Raw genomic sequence first — 17,826 nt, forward strand, 5'->3', positions numbered from 1 at the left:
AGGCGTAACCTGAAGTGTAGTAAATGACGACAAGGAGAATGCCGATGTTTCCAGAGTACAGAGAATTAATTTCCACCCTGAAAACCCAAGATGCTCATTTTCAACGTAAGTTTAATGAGCATAATCAGTTAGACGAGGAAATCAAACAACTGGAAAAACGTGTCGCCAGTGATTTCAATCCCACTGTGAAAGAACTCAAAAGCAGAAAGTTACATTTAAAAGAGGAAATTTATCAGATCCTCAAATCCCACGAGTAATTCTACTATTACTCTAAAGACAAATAAGGGCGCCTAAGCGCCCTTATTAATGTCATCACAATCGCTTACAGATAGTAATCCTTCAGCGGTGGGAAACCGTTAAAGCATACTGCTGAATACGTCGTCGTATAAGCCCCTGCGGTTAACCAATACATACGATCGCCAATGGCTAAGTCATTTGGTAAGCCATAGCTATAGTGCTCATACATGATATCTGCACTGTCACAGGTTGGGCCGGCAATCACGCATTTATCCAGCTCGCCTTGACGCTCAGTATAAATCGGGAACTTAATCGCCTCGTCCATCGTTTCAATCAAGCCAGAGAATTTACCCACATCGGTAAACACCCAACGCTCTAAAGTCGTGTAAGATTTTTTGCTGATCAGTACCACTTCAGACACTAAAATCCCCGCGTTAGAGATCAACGAACGACCTGGTTCCAAAATAATTTGTGGTAAATCATCACCAAAATCTTCCTTCAGGAAGTGAGTGATTTGCTCGGCATACACACCCAATTGATTGGTTTTATCAATATAGTTAGCAGGGAAACCGCCGCCCATATTGATCATCTTCAGGGTGATATTGTGCTCATCACGCAGTCGGTCAAAAATACTTTTCACTTTACCAATAGCGGAATCCCAAGCACCTATGTCACGTTGCTGAGAACCCACATGGAAAGAAATACCGAAAGGTTCTAAGCCTAATTCCTGCGCCAATACTAATAGCTCATAGGCCATTTCGTTTTGGCAGCCGAATTTACGGGATAACGGCCAATCAGCAGTATCTGTACCTTCGGTCAGAATGCGCACATAAATACGTGAACCCGGCGCTTCTTCAGCGATCATTCGCAAATCGGCTTCTGAGTCAGATGCATACATACGCACGCCACGCTCATAAAATGCACGTACATCTTGACGCTTTTTAATCGTATTACCATAGCTGACTCGATCGGTTGTCACACCGACATTCATGACCATATCTAGCTCATAAATCGAGGCTATATCAAAGTTTGATCCTTTATCTTTTAGTAAAGATAAGATCTCGGCCGCAGGGTTTGCCTTAACTGCATAATAAACGTTGGCGTAAGGAAAACTATTAACCATGTCATCGTATTGTTTCGCTATGATACTGGTATCGATCACGACGAACGGGGTTGCTTTGTCTTTGGCAAACGCTTCAATACGCTTGAATGTGTCCATATCATAATAGTCAGCAACATCAATAGATTGAAATTGGCTCATTGGGCCAGAGTCTCCTTTGGGTCAGATAGATAACAGTAAGTGTGATGTATTAAAAACGTGCGCAGTAAACGATATTTTTTCGCTTTACGCAACGAATTTTTATGCTGAATTAATAACTTTTTATTCCCCAACTCTTTAAGGAACTGAACCATCAAAAAAAGGCGCTATAAAACAAATAATTATGCACACAAACCCTAAGGTAAATTTGTGTTCATTATCAGAATAAAAAGTGAATTTTTTACGACGTTATCGGAAGGGAGATGGATAGACTGGCTGGAGCCAAAATATCCATCTAAAAACAGTTATCTTGAAGTAACAGTCACACAGCGAAAAGAAGACTAATGGATGCCTTAAAATACGTCCGTTAAATCGAGTCGTTACTGCGGCTGATTGAGTTTTGCGAGGGCTTGGTTCAAGGCTTCACTGGAATCAAAATAGGCAATGTCCAAAATGTTACGCTGCTTGAGCAATATCATAGTGGCCATATCTTTGTTATCAGGTAATAAACGACTGATCTCACCATCCCTATCTAACCCAATCGCAAAAGGTAAATCTTGCATCTGTGGCACAGCCACAAATTTAGCGATCAAAGAAGGCATACCACTGATATCGGCAACATAAACTAAACCCGCTGGCATTTGAGTCGCGCTCAAGGGGGTAAGTGCATCCTTAATCACATCACCGCCTTTCATGCTGCGACTAAAGAGCAGCACTTGAGTCTCATCAGTCACATTAATGGTTTTATCATTTTGGTCGAGAAGTGAAATGGGATTAATCGCATCTCCGGCAACATAACTCGCAGCATACGCCCAGATTGGGGTTAACAGACAAGACAAACATAACAACAGCGTTTTCATAAACACTCGACTCCATTATTGGATAGGCGAACAGCATACCTGACTCCCCCTATCGACTCATTAAATCAACCACGATTACATGATACGCTTCACACATGAAGGGCGAAAAGTATTTGGTGAAATTTCTACGCTATAATCGCACAGTTAATTTTATTACAAGGATATCATAATGATAACACCTGGACTCGATCAAGAATTGCAGCAACTACAAGGCGTTTATCAACTCATCACCGAGTTTTTAGTCACCTACAGCTTTCAACTCGTAGGTGCTTTGCTGATCTTTTTGTTAGGTTTATGGGTAGCCAGTAAAGTATCACGCTTAGTCGCTAAGCAATTCGACAAACACAATATCGATATCACCCTAAGCAATTTTGTCAGCAATCTTATCCGCATTCTGATCATCGTCATGGTTGGGATTATCGCCCTCGGCAAAATCGGCATCAGTATTACCCCTATGGTTGCGGCAATTGGTGCCGCCTCCCTCGGTGCAGGTTTAGCCTTACAAGGTATGCTAGCGAACTATGCCGCAGGCGTGACTATTATCGTCACCCGCCCTTTTGTGGTAGGCAATACTATTGAAATTAAAGGGGAAAGCGGCGTTGTTAAACGTATCCACTTAGGCATGACCATACTCACCAATGAGGAAGGCGAGCAAATCAGCATTCCTAATAAGCATATCGTCGGCGAAATCCTGCACAACTCCTTCAGCAATAAGCTAGTCGAAACCCAGTTCAATCTCAGTTACAACACAGATCCCGAACGAGCCATTAGTGTGATTACTGAGTTATTGAGCAATAATCCCTATGTTTATCAAGAGACCACACCTAATATTGGCATCAATGGTTTTAATGCTAATGGAATTGAAATGGGGGTTCGTTACTGGGTGCCCACACAAAGCTATTTTCAACATAAATATAAGGTGAACCTCGCTCTTTATAACGCCCTTAAGCAGGCAGGAATCGAGATTGCCTGCCCCATTAGGGAGATCCATCTGCAAGATAAATAACGCTAATGCCCATGGGATTGGTAGGCTTAGTCGATCAGCCTAGCCCAAATTGTAAACTTGCATTCTTGTAAAAATTTACGTTTACTATACTCCCAAATATCGATAGTGATGGACTACTATGTTGTTGATACTCATAATTATTGCTTTTATTGTACTGTTTATTTTTTTCGCTAAATATCAAAAAAAACAAGTGCAAGCTAAAGCACTTGCCGCAGGTGATCCTACTGCGCTACTCAATCATGGCTTAACACTGATTAACCAAGGCGAAGTCAACTCTGGCCTAGATTATATTCAGCAGGCAGTCGATAAAGGCTTAGCCGTTGCCGCCATTGCTATGGCCGAACTTTATTCCGGTCGATTCCCACAAGTTCCCGCCGATCCCAAGGCATCTAACGATTGGTATAAAAAAGCCGCCGAAATAGAGCCTCAATTTTTACCCATGCTCACACTACCTAATTTGCTCTCTTCTGAGTCGCAAACACTCGATGAGTTAATCGCACAGGCAGAACAGCTCAAACCTAATGCCGAAGCGGGGCAAGCCGAGTTTCAATATGAGCTTGCTTACTTGTATCTAAGCCAGCCCTTTCTCGATCCCGATGCTAGCCAAGCAATTTACTGGTTCGAAAAAGCCGCCGCACAAGAAGACCAAAGAGCCTATTACCATTTAGCCACACTCTACTGGCATGATGAACGCGTTACTTCGGACTATTCCAAAGCACGGGAATACTTTGAGAAATCCGCCGCCGCTGGTGATGAATTAGCAAAAGATGATCTAGGACATATGCTTGCTGCTGGCCAAGGTGGACCTAAAGATTTAGCGCGTGCAGAGGCATTACTTAGCGAGCGCGCCGCAGACGATGATTTCCGCCAGTATTATCTTGGTAAACGTTTCCTCTACGGTGAAGATTTGGCTGTCGACTATGACAAGGCGCGCCATTGGTTAAGCCAATCTGTCGCTAGAGGTAATGACTTCGCTAAGATTGAATTTGCTCATCTTTTACTGAAAGCGCCACAAAATGAGAGTGATTACCAACAGGCTAAAATTGACTTTGAAGAATTCGCACTTAAGTGGAATGAAGACGCACTGCTAGGCTTAGGCAAGATTTATGAGCAAGGTTTAGGCGTGAGTCGCCAACCGATTAAAGCGTTAATGTATTACCAGCTCGCGGCCATGAGCAATAGAGCCGATCATCTAAAAGAATTAGCCAGATTCAGTCAGCAACTAGGTACCTTAGAGATAAGAGAGGCTGAGCGTCTACGTGACAGTTTCTTGCATCAGCATCCAATCCCCGCTGAGCAACAACAATATTTTTATTTCTATAAGGCTGAATCATTTTTAAGTGGTGAAAAACCCACTCAAGAGGCTCTACAAGCGGCAGAAGCTTGGTACGTCAAATCGGCAGAGCTAGGTCATGAAATTGCTATGCGGGAACTGGTCAATATTTACGGCGCAGAACAATTAAATAAACCTATACAAATGTTTATTTGGTCTAGTTTATTGCTACGTCATTTTGGTAAATACGGGATGAATAGCGCTCAACGACTCCATCAAAACACCGCAAAATCATGTTTAACCGAATCCGAACTTGCCTACGCCGAAACTCAAATTGAGGCTATTGAAACCCAATTAACGCCCTATCTTGAGTCGGATAGGTAAGTTTCCTAGCAGCGAATGAGCCCCAGAAAAGGTTTGGTCAGATTTAACAGGCCAAACCGTTTGGTTATAAAATAGAGTGAATTTATAATTACTTAAAAAGCACAGTGGATGTATAAGCACTACAATCAATTATTGACCAAACCTGCGCAGCTAAACGACTCAAAAATAAAACATAGTCAGGTTAACTGCCCAGCCCTAAATTAAAACTGACCATTTTAATAGGCAAGATGTATGAGGCTGATACTGATCATTGTCATTTCATGCTTATTTCTGCCCCAAGCAAGGGCAGAAACCTCTGCCGTTGTCTGGCAAGCACACTGCCGCGATAGGCATCCTGTTATTTATGTCGAAAATGGTGAGTGCAAAGGCCCAGGTGCAGCTGTCATCAATGAAGTCATCGCCCGCCTAGGTCACAAGATAAATTGGAGTAATGTGCCTTGGGCACGCACAATTAAAGTGGCAGAAATGGGACAAGTCGACCTAATCCCCGTCCATTCGATGAAGCCAGAGCGCAACGATTTTCTAGACCCTATGCTACTGGGATACGACAAGCGCTACGTCTATTACTTTGCCCTTGCGAATAGACAACTTGAAGTCAAACATTTCGATGAACTAAAACCTCATATCATTGGCGCACTTAGAGGCGCTTTTTACTGTCCGCAGTTCAATGACAATCAAAACCAACTAAAAGTGTCTTTTGTTAATGATAACGGTCAGTTAATCAATATGTTGAAGGCTGGACGTATCGATTTAGCCATCACCTCCGAACAACATGAAATGCAATTCTTTGCTAAAGATCCCCAGCTTAAGCAGATGGCATACGTAGATATCAGCAAAAATGGCCGCTATTTCAGTATTCCGCTCATGTCGCCGCAGCATCAATATGCCAAGCAAGTTCACCAGATAGTCGACGACATGCGCACCTCAGGTGAAATTACTCAACTATTTAAATCCTACGGCGTCGAGCCTCCACTTAATCTCACTGAATCGCCCTTAGCGACTCACTAATCTGAATGCTGATAACCCAAAACTAACTTGGAATTAATTCGATCGAGCGGCTAAATGCCGTAACAAGGTCGCCAATGTTGGCGCAACTGCCTGATGGGAGGGATAACACAAACCAATACGACGGAACATTCTCGGACCATCAAATTTCACTTGCTTGAGCCTAGGCTCATCTTCAATCAAACCATCGGGTAAAAAACTCACGCCAAATCCGGCTAACACTAGCGACATCACTAGAGATTTTGACTCAGCCTTAGCGACCAAATTAAGCGACATATTGCTGCACGCCAATAAACCTATCGTTTGCTGATGGGCTTCACAGGGTGGGCACTCAATAAAGTCAAAGCCATTGAGCTGCTCGGGGCGTAGGCTATCTACTTGGGCGAGGGTATGATCCTTGGGGACGCAGAGCACATAATCCTCCTCCCACAGCGGAAAAAATACTTCATCTTCATGGCGCAAGCTGTCGATGCTTAAACGGCAATCTGCAGGGCTTTGATAGTCCACCAGCTCCAGATCTAGCTTATCAATGGCTTGATTCACCTGCTGTAAAAATCCTGCCAAACGCCGCTGGCTTAAGTCTGGCATCACAGCCAAACGTAGCTTTTGCCGACTTGCCTTCGCCATAAACAAGCCTGGTAACTTACTCGCCTCCTCGACTAATTTAACCGCCAAAGGGTATAGATAGTGCGCGCTGTCCAAAGGTTTAACGCCTTTTTTGCTGCGCTCAAATAACTGACCACCAAGCTCTTCTTCTAGTTGCTTTAACCCAGCAGACAGTGAAGGCTGGCTCACAAAGCAACGGTTAGCCGCCGAGGTAATATTGTTCTCTTCAAAAATTGCAATAAAGAAACGCAGCAAACGCAAATCGACCATTTAATCTTCTCCGACAACCGACGAGTTCAGCACAAATTTCAACAATAGTGCCATAGGCTGAGCCTATCATATCCAGCTGGAATAAGTATTTTTCGACTGAAAATCCCCAGCCTATACTGGTTAACAAGTTCAAGACGCCGAACAACAGTTTGTTTACGGCTTACATTGGCTCCAATTAATAGGAAATACTAATGAATCAAGTTACTAAATCACTGGTTGTCATCACAGGCGCTTCATCGGGTATTGGCGCCGCTATGGCCAAAAGCTTTAGCGCTGCAGGCCACCCGCTGCTATTACTGGCACGCCGAGTTGAAGCAATGCAAGCGCTTGAATTACCAAACAGCCTTTCTATCAGCGTCGATGTCACCGACGGCGCAGCTATTAAAACCGCCATAACCCAAGCAGAAGCACAATTTGGCCCGGTCGGCTGTCTTATCAATAACGCAGGAATCATGCTACTGGGCCAAATCGATGTGCAAGATCCCAACGAATGGAGCCGCATGCTCAATATCAATGTGATGGGCGTGCTTAATGGTATTCATGCGGTATTAGCCGACATGAAAGCTCGCAAAACTGGCACTATCATTAATGTCAGCTCTGTGGCGGGGCGTAAAACCTTTCCAAACCACGCCGCTTACTGCGCCACTAAATTTGCCGTGCACGCCTTAACAGAAAACATTCGTGAAGAAGTCGCCATGGATGACGTACGCCTTATCACTATCGCCCCAGGCGCGGTAGAAACCGAGTTGTTGAGCCATACCACCAGCGATGACATTAAAGCGGGTTACCATGACTGGAAAGAAGAAATGGGCGGCGTTATCGCCCCTGAAAACGTCGCCGCTGCTGCGCTGTTTGCATGGCAACAACCGCAAAATGTGTGCGTACGCGAAATCGTTCTAGCACCAACGCGCCAGCAACCTTAACACGCAACATTACACAATAAAGAATATCAACCACGGCACTGACCGCCAGTGTTGCGGTTGAATCATGACTCACAAATGAGCTTGAGTTAACAATTAACCCAATGCAGCCGCAATAGACACAGGTACAGACAATTAGACTCAGCCATTCTTCGGCCTTGCCCCAGTTTGTCTCATTGAGTGACTCAATACGGTAGTTTGACTCTGTTTACCCCCCAAATCATCTGATTTTTATGGCATTTATTTTGCGTAGTCATAGCGTGTTCAATTACGGCAATCAGTATGACCTCGGGCAAAATTTCCCAAACAGTATCCAATCCTTCATTCAACCGTTTACTCGGTGAAACCAGTGGCGCTTTTGCCGACTTAGGCACTTTTTTACCTTTAGTACTAGGGCTAATTGCCCTCAATCAATTTTCGCCCCAAGGGATATTTTTGGGGTTTGGTCTATTCGCTATTCTCAGCGCGCTGTTTTACCGTCGCCCGATTCCGGTACAACCGATGAAAGTCATCGCTGCACTGGTGATCGCTCAGGGCTTAACCCCAGGCATGTTGCAGGCAAGCGCCATGTTGATGGGCATTATCCTGTTAATTCTCGCCTTTAGCGGCGCCATCACTTGGTTAGCCAAACAGTTATCCCAAGCTGTGAGTGTTGGTATTCAACTCGCCATAGGTCTGCAACTGATGTGGATGGGCACTAAGATGATGAGTGAATTTTGGCTGGTTGGCGTGGGGGCATTTGTACTGTTATTTATCAGTAAATTTTTGCCGCTGCGTTACCTTGCCATGCCCTTAGTCATAGCAGCGGGGATGATTTGGCAAGCAAGTACACAAACTAGTTTAGCCACTAACTTTGATATTCAAGCAATGACAGCGCCATTTCAATTAGCGTGGCCGACATCAGTTGAATGGACCTCTGCCGCCGTTTTGTTGGTTTTGCCACAACTGGCATTAACCTTAACCAATGCGGTCATTGCCACGTCTGTAATGGCACAGGAGAAATTCCCTGAAGATGCCGCCAAACTCACGCCCAAAAACTTCGCCATTAGCTCTGGTCTTGCCAACTTATTGCTCGCGCCCTTTGGTGCCTCGGCCATGTGCCACGGTGCGGGCGGACTCGCGGTGCAATACCATTTTGGCGCCCGCACTTATCTGGCGCCGTTAATTTTTGGCAGTACGTGCTTAATGATAGCCCTATGCTGGGGTAGTCATATCGCTTGGCTATTAAGCCTTATTCCTATGGCAATCCTCGGCAGTTTACTGACCACTGCGGGGCTACAATTAGCATGGTCGAAACGCTTAATCGATGGTAAGCCCTTCTGTATCTTTGTGATTTTATCCACAGCCGTCACTTGCCTCGCTATCAACGCCGCTGCGGGACTTGCCGTGGGGATAATTCTGGAGCAAGGTCGCCGCACTTGGGCCATGCTGGCCATGCGTTAATCACTTCCGACTTGCTGTAATAAGGGTTCCCAAAAACAAAAAGCGCGTTATACAACGCGCTTTTTGTTAACCATTCAAACCTCTTCTAACAAAGCTACAGCAGGCTAAAATGTTCTTGCAGGATTGGTCGGTGTGTCCTTTTGCGCCAGCGCCCATTTAGCAATGGCATCTTTACGCATAAAGCCTACGTTAGTGTGACCTTTAGCGTACTGAATAAACTTATCTAAAGCGGTCACAAGTCCAGGAGCGCCACCAATACGGTCGTGCACACTGATCGACATCATCCGTCGCTGCGTCGAACCTTCTTGATAGAGCATATCGAACTCATCCTTTAGTTCCTGCAAAAAGGCCGTGGCCGTCATGGCAGTGTTGCCACCAAAACGTCCGATATCATTGTTCCGTAAAGTGTAAGGCACAACCGCAAAGGGCTTATTTCCTACAGGGATAATTGAAGGCTCGTCCCGCGATAGGTCATCGATATGATAAATAAAACCTAAGTCCTGCAAAATATTGAGGGTTTGAGTACTATGGCGCATCCAAAAGGCATTAAAACCTAAGGGGCGCTGACCTGTGATCCTTTGCAGCGTCTCAATACCCGCCACATAGGAGACGCGTTCCTCTGCTGGCGACATGCTGTATTGTGGCGTCCACGTTTGTCCGTGGCCCGAAATCTCATGCCCCTCATCTGCAACTTGTTTGGCAAGTTGAGGATGTAGTTCAGCGGCGCGCCCAACCATGTGAGAAGTCACCTTGATATTGTGCTTACGCCACAAGCGCAGCAGCCTTGGAATGCCTTCGTTCATACCGTAATCGTACCAAGTCGGGGTGATGGTATCTGGATAGCCCTTTTCCATCGGCGGAAACGGCCCTTCGGCATTTTTATCTTGAGCACCTGCTTCAAACTGCATTGAGATTGAAATCACTAACTGCTCACCACTTGGCCAAAATATTTTGTTCATCCCACTGCCACCTGAACTTTTGGAGTCATTTTCTAAGGTATCTAATGATGGTAAACCAATAGCAAGCGCCGTTTGGCTTAGGCCGAACCCAGCAGCGATGGCGCCACCTGCCATTAAAAATCGTCGACGTTGATTCATGATTGAGTCCCTGCAGCTAATTGAGAAAATAGCGTTTGATAATCTTCGAGGTGCCAGTTATCTGTGATGAAACCATCCCGTACTCGATACATGTCAACAGCACGAAAATCGATTTTCTGCCCTTGGCCTTTTTGCTCACCAAAGACACCAGTAAAGCGGCCATTAAAACGCAGACGTACCACTGCACGATCGCCAACGACTAGCAAATGCTCAACTGAAACAGAGAGATCGGGGACCGCTGCCCTAAATGCCTTTGAGGCTTCGAGTGGACCCGTGATTCCCTGTGCGCGGCCAGCGGGCAGAGTACGGTCGATAAAACCAGTCGCCAATGCGCCGTGGGCAAAACTTGCATCGCCCGTGTGCCAAAAACTGGCATATAACAAAGCGGCGCGGGCGATAGCTTGTGCCTGCGGTGATTCATCAGAAATCGTTTCCATTGCCGCCACTTTTGGCACTAACGCCGCTCGCACTTTAGCACTATCCTGTGTTGTTGCCCCTTGAGCGGCTAACGCATCCATGCTCAGACTTGCTAAGCTAAAACCCACAATAGCGATACCTATAAAGCCTGAAAACCATAGACTTAAACTGAGCCAAGCGGGTAAGCGTTGAACATACAAAGTGTTAACCCGATCCATTATGCCACCTCATCGTCAGCGGATCGGATGACGGCTCTCAATGCTTCGTTGTGTGTAGGATAATCGGTATAACCCGCCGCACTACCGCCAAACAAGGGCCCTTTGTCGAATGCAGATAAAGGCAATTGATGCATTAAACGGTAAGGCAAATCAGGATTCGCAATAAAAGGTCGACCGAAGGCAACTAAGTCCGCATAACCGTTATCAATCACTTCATTGGCACGCGCCACATCATAGCGACCCGCAACAATAATGCTGCCCTTAAAGACTCTGCGCAGCTCGACTCTAAAGGACTCTGGCACCTGCGGTGCATCATCCCAATCCGCCTCAGAAAGATGTAAATATGCCACGCCCAATGCCGATAAATGCTTAGCCGCTAACAGAATAGTGTCTACAATTTCAGGACACGCCATATCTTTAAACGTCACGTAAGGGGCGAGGCGAACCCCAACTTTATTGGCACCAATTTTCGCACTCACGGCTTGGACAATTTCGAGTAAAAAACGAATGCGATTTTCCTGAGAACCGCCGTAGGCATCAGTTCTGTGGTTTGAATTGGTGCGTAAAAACTGGTCAATCAGATAACCATTGCCGCCGTGAATTTCGATGCCATCAAAACCCGCCGCAACCGCATTCACACCCGCCTGTGCAAAATCGGCCACAACGCGGTCGATATCCGCTTGCACCATAGCCCTAGGTTCTGGGCAATCCACCATTTGCCCTTCAGGATGCGCTTCATCCACAATCCATACTTTAGTGCCAACGGGCGCAATAGCTGATGGCGCAATAGGGGCATTACCTTGCTGAAAAATCGGGTGCGATACACGGCCAACATGCCAAATTTGATTGAAGATTTTACCACCCGCCTGATGCACTGCCGCAGTGACTTTTTTCCAGCCCTCAATTTGCTCAGCGGTATACACGCCCGGCGTAAATGAATAGCCTTGACTGTCATCGGAGATTTGTGTCGCTTCTGTGATGATTAACCCCGCCGAGGCGCGCTGGGCATAATATTGCGCCATCAGATCATTAGGAATATTGCCTGGCTGCGTAGTACGCGCCCGAGTCATAGGGGCCATCACAATGCGATTGTTTAATGCCAGTGACGCTAATTTGTAAGACATGAATAGACTCATACACACTCCGAACCAGAAATTAAGATGAAACATCAGTGGTGCAATTGTGCATTAGTTAATCTATATTGATAATCAGGCTATTATTAAAATCATTTTCAAAAATAATTTGATATGTATCATTTAAACGATCTGCAATTAGCGCTGCGTATCGCAGCCTTAGAGAGTCTCTCGGCAGCCAGTAAAGAAATAGGCATGACGCCGGCAGCGGCAAGTGCCGCGCTGCAAAGATTAGAGAAAAAGCTAGGATGTCAGCTATTTGCTCGCTCGACGCGGCGCTTACAGCTCACAGAAGAAGGGCGGATCTTTCTCGATTCGGCGAAACCCGCACTGGCGATTCTCGAAACTGCCAGCGCCAATTTAGCAGAACACAGGGGTGAGCTTAAGGGCGAAGTACGCCTCGCGTTACCTTCGGATATTGGTCGCAGCCAGATCCGTGCTTGGCTCGATGAATTGATGGACAGCGCCCCAGAACTGACAGTGCAGCTGTATTTTGGCGATCATATGACAGACTTAATCGACCAAAATATCCATTTGGCTTTGCGCTATGGCCAACTTGACGACTCAAACCTTAAAAGGCGTCAGCTCGCCATGACCCCAAGGGTACTGGTCGCCTCACCCGCTTATCTGGCACAACACGGCACACCAAGCACGCTAAATGAACTGAGCCAACACGCAGTACTGATCTTAAATCGCGGCGGTGAGCCGTGGCAGAAATGGAAGTTAAGTCATAACGGCGCCTCCGTTGAAATCGAAGTCAGGGGCCAACGTTTCTGTAACGATGGCGCAGTGATCCGCGACTGGGCACTCTCAGGTCGTGGGATTGCCTATAAGAGTTGGCTCGATGTGGCGCAAGATGTGACCGAAGGCAGACTCCACTTAGTGCTAGCCGATAAAATAGCCCCGCCGATCCCACTGCAATTGGTATACCTACAAACCGATTATCCCAGCCATAAGATCCGTCGCACCATAGAGTTTTTAGTAGAAAAGCTCAGCCAGTTCTCCCAAAACTATCCACTGCCCTAATGGTAATTTATTCCTTGGGAAGCACGACTGTCACCACACAGCCCTGTTGCCAAGGGAGTAACGCTTGCGTGGATTGCTGACAGTTTTCGATTTGAATGCTGCCGTGATGGCGGGTGACCACATCCTTACAGATGGCTAAGCCAAGCCCTAATCCTGCATCTTTGGTTGAGGCAAAAGATGCCATCAACTCACTCGCCTGCCCCTGTAGCCCTTCGCCATTATCAATAACTAACACTTTGATTTCATTTGGATGATAATAGATATCGATCCATAATTGACGCACACGATTATCGCCGCAGGTTTCTAACGCATCTAAGCTATTTTTTACTAAATTGACCCACATTTGGCTTAAACCAACGCTATCGCCCATCAGTTCAAAGGGCTCACCCTGCACTCGCACATTCACTTGCACATTGGCGCGGTCTAGCTCGCGCCGCAACAGAGCTAAAGCTTCTTTCACCACTGGCACTATATCTAAAGGTTCGGCCTTGGCCTGACGCCGCTTGAGTAAACCGCGAATACGATGCACAACCGCTCCAGCGCGAATCGACTGCGCATTAATTTTACCGAGTACATCATAGAGTTCCGGATTATCTTGCCCAAGCCTTTCCAATTGCAGCATGGCACCTTCGCTGTATTGGGTAATCGCCGCTATGGGTTGATTGAGTTCGTGCGCAAGACCCGCGCCAATTTCCCCCAGAATTGCCGCACTTTGCAGCCGCTCAAGCTGCAATGCCTTGTCCTTTAATTGGCGCTCAGTGCTGACTAAAAACTCACTTTTCTGGCGAAACTTATATTCAAGCCACAGGTGATAAATGGTGGAAATAATGAAAATTAACAACAGTGCGCCACCCCATTCTTTATTTTTTGCCATCCATTTGTATACGGTTTGATAAAGTGGTGGTGATGCTCCCTGTAGTTGTAATTCTTTAAATAACTCAATCACTTTTAACTGGCTTACGGGCGCAGTCCAGCCCAAAGTATCGGCGGTAATTGCTGCAATATGATCGGCGGGTAAATCGAATAAGGCGCGGGTAATCGCCATAGTCAGCTTAGGAGAAACCGTATCCGCCGCAGCGAATGACCAGTTTGGGTATAACTGAGTGCTCACCTCGCAATCATATCCTGCAGGCGTTGCAGGATGGATAACCCGATAATCGCCCTGATTAACAAGACCCGTTGCGATCATTTCCTCTAAGGTACAAAAAGGCGCTATTGCGGCGTCGGCACTGCCATCTCTGACTTGATAGATAAGCGGTTCTAACGGGAACCCGAGGAAGCGCACTTGCCCAAAAAATTGTTCGGGTAAAAAACCCATTTTATGCAGTAACCCCATTGCCGCTTGATACCCCCCAAAAGCCTGCGGATCACTGGCGACCACATTGCGCCCGCGCAAATCCTGCAAGGTACGGATAGGGCTGTCGGCGCGGACAATAATGGTCGCACCTATGGTAAAAGTACTGCCTTGATGCTTACGACTCTTCATTGTCGCAAGCCAAGACAGCGGGAAGTTGTTACTTAAATGCAGATATTGCCCTGGGTTAGTGACGATAAACTGCAAATCATGTTCAAGTAACTGACTACGCATGCCATTAAAATCCACTGGCACGACTTCAAAATGACTATTAGGCACTTGCTCACTGAGGTAATCCATCATAGGTTGCCAACGCTGCTTAGCCTGTAACACACCATGGTTTGCCAGCACTCCGACTCTAAAATGGTTCACTTCTGTCGCTTCGTTGGCATAGGACGGATTAAGCCCAATGATACTCAGCAAGAATCCCATCAATATCGCTTTACACCAAGAGTCAATCGTCATCGCCTCTATTACCCACTCTTATATGCCATTGTCATGGAACGACTTTAGCTCGCAGCTAAAAATCAAGCTGTGAAATGCCGCCAAACTCTGGTTTATGCCCAGAGGGAATCGGCTAATTTAGTGATGTATCTCCCAAGACCTAGGCTTAAAATTGAGCCCACTCTGCACCCAGCTTAAGCTGATAGCATGCTTACCGACCTACAAGGAACACCATGTCGATAAAATTGCCACTCTATCTAGTCGATGACGATGAAGCGATTCTGGATTCACTGGGCTTTATGCTCGGACAATTTGGCTACCAAGTGCAAACCTTCAACAGCGGCCGCGACTTCCTTACGCACTGTGCATTATCGCAGGCGGGCTGCGTGATTTTAGATAGCCGAATGCCGGAGATCACCGGCCAAGAAGTGCAGCAAAAACTGCTCGAAACCCACAGTCCGCTTGGCGTCATCTTTCTCACTGGCCACGGCGACTTACCTATGGCGCTGAGCGCCTTTCGTAAGGGAGCCTGCGACTTTTTTCAAAAACCTGTGTCCGGCAAGGCATTAGTGCAAGCGATAGAAAAAGCACAGCGTGAAAGCCAGGCGGCCTTCGAGCAGCAAAGTCTGCAACATAAGTTTGACCAACTGACCGAGCGCGAACAGCAAGTGTTAGCCCATGTGATCCAAGGCATGACCAATAAGCAAATATCGGAGGCGATGTTTTTATCTCTGCGTACGATTGAAGTACACCGCGCAAAAATCATGAAAAAACTCGAAGTGAACAATATGGCGGAGCTAGTGCAACACTTAGGCAATCTGAATTCTGTCTTATAAGTCAATCACCCGTGGTCACTAAACAATCGTTAAGCCTTCTCGCCACGCATAAGGATTTAACCGTTAAACCCTTTTTACCCCGACCATTCAAGATACCGTAACTACACAGTTTTCATCCAACCTGCGACAAGCTGTCGCAGGTTGCGCATTTGGCTTTGTGAAATGTCGTATCAGCCCGCACAATCACGCCATAGGTTCCTTCCTTTGTGCCCCGCAGGCGCTCAAGAAATCCACTGCTTTTTGAACCTCCACCCGAGGGTAACTATGCCCTCGGGGATTTTTTCTCCCACCCGCGAATGCCTTACTCTGAGATAACAACCAAAGTGGAAATGAAACGATCCAGTTCTAGCTCCGTCTGTAAAGCAGTTATATACTTTCCAACCGTCTCAAATAATAAGAATCATGGAAGAGCGAATGTTCAAGCCTTTAATATTACTCAGTTTTAGCGCCTTAGCCTTGACCTGTATGAGTGGCTGCGTTGGGCCGCTTAATTCAAAATGTGATACAAATTCCCCCTACAGCAAACAAGAATGCAATGCAGCCGATGCCGCTGTTTATGTTGCAGCCGCCATATTAGAAGGCCCAGATAAAGGTCAAACGTGTAACGATATGTCGGGCAAAGCAAAACAAGACTGCCTCGCTCAGCAACAGGCACTAAAAGAATCACTAGAGAAACACGCTCGAAAATAGCATTAAGGAAGATAAATGAAAGCCTCCGTTTTTATTGCCGCGACCCTCGACGGCTATATCGCCACTCCCGATGGGGATATCGACTTTTTAAACCAGCATCCCAGTACAAATCCCGATGAAGACTTTGGTTATCATGCCTTTATCGACACTGTCGATGCGATAGTGATGGGACGTAAAAGCTTTGAGAAAGTCCTCTCCTTCGATTGTGATTGGCCCTATGTAAATATCCCAGTATTTGTATTAAGCCGCAGAGGTATAACAGTGCCGTCGGCGTTAAGTGAGCACTTACAAGTACTCAATGGCGATACAGCAAGCATTAGCGAACAACTTAAAACCCGTGGCTTTAAGCATCTCTATATCGATGGTGGCCAAACGATCCAAGGCTTTTTAGCGGCGGGGCTAATTCAAGAACTCACGCTCACTCGTATCCCCACTTTACTGGGTAAAGGTATTCCGCTCTTTGGCGACTTAGCTCAAGCGCTTCAATTAATGCCAATCCACACGCAGCAATATGACAATGGCTACGTACAAACCCGCTACCAAGTGATAGACGACACCACTTTATAAGTCGTTTACCTGCGGGCGATGACATTAATGACGAAGGTAACCCCTGCCATTTTGCGGCTTGCCCTCTTCTATTTGAGTTCATGTAACCAAAACGTTAAACAGAATGTTAAACAAATAAATACTATCAATGACTTACTGATTGCGAATCGAAGTTCCGTTAGAATATCCCCCTCTAACAGATAGGTGAGCAATATGAGTCGTTTGCAGTCATCGAAGGGTTTTACATTAATAGAACTGGTTGTGGTCATTATCATCCTTGGGATCTTGGCCGTCGTTGCGGCACCTAAGTTTTTAAACCTAGGCCAAGATGCCCACGATGCTAGAGCCAAAACCGCATTTGCGGCCTTTACCTCTGGCGTTAAGCTTTACCACAGCTGCTGGCTTGCAGGCGGTCACTCAGGTTATACCCAAGATCTCGCCTGCTATGGCGATGGTAAACTCGACTCGAGCACGACAGGATTTCCACTGGGAACAGAGACTGCAACCGCTGATGCCGGTGTTAAATTGCAGGGCGATTATTGCGGTCAGTTATGGCAAGGTCTTTTGGCTAATAATGAATTTATCATTGCTACTCAATATACTTGGCGCACAGTTCCCAATGTCGACATTGTTTACTGGTATGGTGCCGTCGACATTACCGATCCCAATGCTTACTGTATTTTCAACTATGTCTCGGACGATCGCAGCTTCGGCAGTGAAAACTGGGATTTTAAATACTATCCCTATAGTGGAAAGACTGAAGTCGGTCGCTCAACCCTTCCCCAGTAAGCGCTTATTTTTGC

18 protein-coding genes are annotated in these 17,826 nt (G+C 46.3%); 11 read left to right on the plus strand and 7 right to left on the minus strand.

Going from position 1 to position 17,826, the window contains the following annotated elements; genetic code table 11:
- The first annotated feature begins 44 nt into the window (after window positions 1-44).
- Window positions 45-257 carry a YdcH family protein gene (locus L5M18_RS08645; protein ID WP_006083288.1) on the plus strand — a complete coding sequence of 71 codons (213 nt, stop codon included), beginning with the start codon at window positions 45-47 and terminating at the stop codon, window positions 255-257.
- 65 nt (window positions 258-322) lie between these two features.
- On the opposite strand, the gene L5M18_RS08650 is transcribed toward L5M18_RS08645, so the two are convergent.
- Window positions 323-1,498, minus strand: coding sequence for a type III PLP-dependent enzyme (locus L5M18_RS08650; RefSeq protein ID WP_263196587.1), 1,176 nt, complete (start codon window positions 1,496-1,498; stop codon window positions 323-325).
- Between the two features lie 377 nt (window positions 1,499-1,875).
- On the minus strand, window positions 1,876-2,355 hold the full coding sequence (locus tag L5M18_RS08655) for a hypothetical protein (protein ID WP_219250687.1): 480 nt from the start codon (window positions 2,353-2,355) through the stop codon (window positions 1,876-1,878).
- A 169-nt stretch (window positions 2,356-2,524) separates the two neighbouring features.
- On the opposite strand from L5M18_RS08655, the gene L5M18_RS08660 reads away from it, so the two are divergent.
- From L5M18_RS08660 to L5M18_RS08670, 3 genes are all read left to right on the plus strand, one after another.
- Window positions 2,525-3,361, plus strand: coding sequence for a mechanosensitive ion channel family protein (locus L5M18_RS08660; protein WP_131523458.1), 837 nt, complete (start codon window positions 2,525-2,527; stop codon window positions 3,359-3,361).
- A 118-nt stretch (window positions 3,362-3,479) separates the two neighbouring features.
- Window positions 3,480-5,018: a tetratricopeptide repeat protein gene (locus tag L5M18_RS08665; protein WP_219250688.1), complete on the plus strand. Its 1,539-nt coding sequence runs from the start codon at window positions 3,480-3,482 to the stop codon at window positions 5,016-5,018.
- Between the two features lie 231 nt (window positions 5,019-5,249).
- Complete coding sequence (locus L5M18_RS08670) at window positions 5,250-6,026, plus strand: substrate-binding periplasmic protein (protein ID WP_219250689.1); 777 nt, start codon at window positions 5,250-5,252, stop codon at window positions 6,024-6,026.
- A gap of 33 nt (window positions 6,027-6,059) precedes the next feature.
- Here the strand turns inward: L5M18_RS08670 and L5M18_RS08675 are convergent, their stop codons facing one another.
- A complete protein-coding gene (locus tag L5M18_RS08675) occupies window positions 6,060-6,899 on the minus strand; it encodes a LysR family transcriptional regulator (RefSeq protein ID WP_212600507.1) in 840 nt (279 codons plus the stop codon).
- A gap of 191 nt (window positions 6,900-7,090) precedes the next feature.
- On the opposite strand from L5M18_RS08675, the gene L5M18_RS08680 reads away from it, so the two are divergent.
- Both L5M18_RS08680 and L5M18_RS08685 read left to right on the plus strand, forming a co-directional pair.
- Window positions 7,091-7,822 (plus strand): SDR family oxidoreductase, encoded by a 732-nt coding sequence (locus tag L5M18_RS08680; protein WP_105251250.1) that lies wholly within the window; start codon window positions 7,091-7,093, stop codon window positions 7,820-7,822.
- Window positions 7,823-8,101: 279 nt separating this feature from the next.
- Entirely contained in the window at window positions 8,102-9,262 is a 1,161-nt protein-coding gene (locus tag L5M18_RS08685) for a putative sulfate/molybdate transporter (RefSeq protein WP_219250690.1), read from the plus strand.
- Between the two features lie 104 nt (window positions 9,263-9,366).
- Here the strand turns inward: L5M18_RS08685 and L5M18_RS08690 are convergent, their stop codons facing one another.
- The 3 genes from L5M18_RS08690 to L5M18_RS08700 are packed head-to-tail and all read right to left on the minus strand — an operon-like array spanning window position 9,367 to window position 12,130.
- Window positions 9,367-10,359, minus strand: a complete 993-nt coding sequence (locus tag L5M18_RS08690; protein ID WP_219250691.1) for a polysaccharide deacetylase family protein — start codon at window positions 10,357-10,359, stop codon at window positions 9,367-9,369.
- Window positions 10,356-10,994, minus strand: coding sequence for an ester cyclase (locus L5M18_RS08695; protein ID WP_219250692.1), 639 nt, complete (start codon window positions 10,992-10,994; stop codon window positions 10,356-10,358). Before L5M18_RS08695 ends, L5M18_RS08690 begins: the two co-directional genes overlap by 4 nt.
- Window positions 10,994-12,130, minus strand: coding sequence for an alkene reductase (locus tag L5M18_RS08700; protein WP_263196589.1), 1,137 nt, complete (start codon window positions 12,128-12,130; stop codon window positions 10,994-10,996). Before L5M18_RS08700 ends, L5M18_RS08695 begins: the two co-directional genes overlap by 1 nt.
- Before the next feature lie 111 nt (window positions 12,131-12,241).
- Here L5M18_RS08700 and L5M18_RS08705 point away from each other — a divergent pair, with 111 nt between their 5' ends.
- Entirely contained in the window at window positions 12,242-13,153 is a 912-nt protein-coding gene (locus L5M18_RS08705; RefSeq protein ID WP_263196590.1) for a LysR family transcriptional regulator, read from the plus strand.
- 7 nt (window positions 13,154-13,160) lie between these two features.
- Here L5M18_RS08705 and L5M18_RS08710 read toward each other — a convergent pair whose 3' ends face one another.
- A complete protein-coding gene (locus tag L5M18_RS08710) occupies window positions 13,161-14,972 on the minus strand; it encodes a PhnD/SsuA/transferrin family substrate-binding protein (RefSeq protein WP_263196592.1) in 1,812 nt (603 codons plus the stop codon).
- Between the two features lie 212 nt (window positions 14,973-15,184).
- Between L5M18_RS08710 and L5M18_RS08715 the strand changes: the two genes are divergently transcribed.
- The 4 genes from L5M18_RS08715 (at window position 15,185) to L5M18_RS08730 (ending at window position 17,812) form a co-directional block, all read left to right on the plus strand.
- A complete protein-coding gene (locus L5M18_RS08715) occupies window positions 15,185-15,787 on the plus strand; it encodes a response regulator transcription factor (protein ID WP_219250695.1) in 603 nt (200 codons plus the stop codon).
- A 414-nt stretch (window positions 15,788-16,201) separates the two neighbouring features.
- Entirely contained in the window at window positions 16,202-16,477 is a 276-nt protein-coding gene (locus L5M18_RS08720; RefSeq protein ID WP_006087082.1) for a hypothetical protein, read from the plus strand.
- 15 nt (window positions 16,478-16,492) lie between these two features.
- Window positions 16,493-17,044, plus strand: coding sequence for a dihydrofolate reductase family protein (locus tag L5M18_RS08725; RefSeq protein WP_263196593.1), 552 nt, complete (start codon window positions 16,493-16,495; stop codon window positions 17,042-17,044).
- A gap of 192 nt (window positions 17,045-17,236) precedes the next feature.
- Complete coding sequence (locus L5M18_RS08730) at window positions 17,237-17,812, plus strand: type II secretion system protein (protein ID WP_006087084.1); 576 nt, start codon at window positions 17,237-17,239, stop codon at window positions 17,810-17,812.
- Window positions 17,813-17,826: the final 14 nt, after the last annotated feature.

The organism is Shewanella sp. SM20 (assembly GCF_025654545.1).
In the GTDB taxonomy this organism is placed as follows: Bacteria; Pseudomonadota; Gammaproteobacteria; order Enterobacterales; family Shewanellaceae; genus Shewanella; species Shewanella oncorhynchi.